Source organism: Oleiphilus sp. HI0043, from assembly GCF_001634935.1.
Genome location: NZ_LWEY01001642.1, coordinates 1 through 1,057, shown reverse-complemented (window position 1 = coordinate 1,057; position 1,057 = coordinate 1). Strand labels below are relative to the sequence as shown.

The 1,057-nt window shown below is 45.9% G+C and carries 1 protein-coding gene; it reads left to right on the top strand.

The genetic code is table 11. From position 1 onward, the window contains the following. A partial coding sequence (locus A3729_RS24930; protein ID WP_156498122.1) for a WS/DGAT domain-containing protein occupies positions 1-764 on the top strand: 764 nt, incomplete at its 5' end. Between the last annotated feature and the right edge of the window lie 293 nt (positions 765-1,057).

Here is a 1,057-nt window from a genome sequence, read left to right as displayed (position 1 = left end):
TCACCGCACCTGAAACGCCGTTCAATCAAGCAATCAGTAAAAAGCATTTCTTTGCAAGCGCCCATCTACCGCTCTACAAAGTAAAGGAAATTAGAAAGGCCTACACGGGCAGCACAATCAATGATGTTGTATTAGCAATCTGCTCAGGTGCTCTGCGAAAGAACCTGGAAACAAGCAATGAGCTTCCTGAAGAATCTTTAGTCGCTATGATTCCCGTATCAAAACGAGAAAAGGACGAACAAGGAAGCCCAAAAAGTTCAGGAGGGAACCTAATCTCTCCAATGCTCATATCGCTCGCGACAGACCTCGACAGCCCGAGCTCCCGACTTGGCATGATTCATCAAAATGCCCTTAGAGCCAAAGAGTTTAACTATAAAGTCGCGGTTGAACGAATCATGAAGCATCTTCCCTCGTGGTCTTCTTCCTTAACCATGAAAGCTTATACACGCCTTCGTCTAGCCAATATTCTAAAGCCCGTTTTCAACCTGATTATCACCAATGTACCGGGCCCCAAGGTTCCCTTGTTTCTGAATGGCGCCGAGCTAAAATCTCTTGAAGGCGTTGCACCGATCGTTGATAACATGGCGCTAACTGCTGTGGTCACCAGCTATGTCGATACACTAACAATCAGCCTGACTAGCTGTGAATCGATTGCTGATAAGGTCAGCTTTTTGGCAAGTAATTTCAACGAGGCACTGGACGAGCTATACCAAGAACTGGTACCTGAGAGACCAGAAGCGCCTTCTCCACAACAAGCCGCATAATTACTATCTTGCGAACAGTTATTCCACTCTGGGTTTAGAGCCTAAGGCTGTAAACCCTCTTCTAGTTAAAGAACCTCCCCCTTACTAGCAAGGCTCACAAGTGAGATTTCCCTTTTCAAGCCCCTTCCTATCGTTCAAACTATCTTCAACAAATACACGACCACATTGATAAGCTTGTTCTCAAAACGATGAGCTTATTTGATAATAATAAGAGGCGCACACCACATGGACTCACTGACTTTCGATTACGTCATCATTGGCGCTGGTTCTGCGGGCAGCGTATTAGCTCAGCG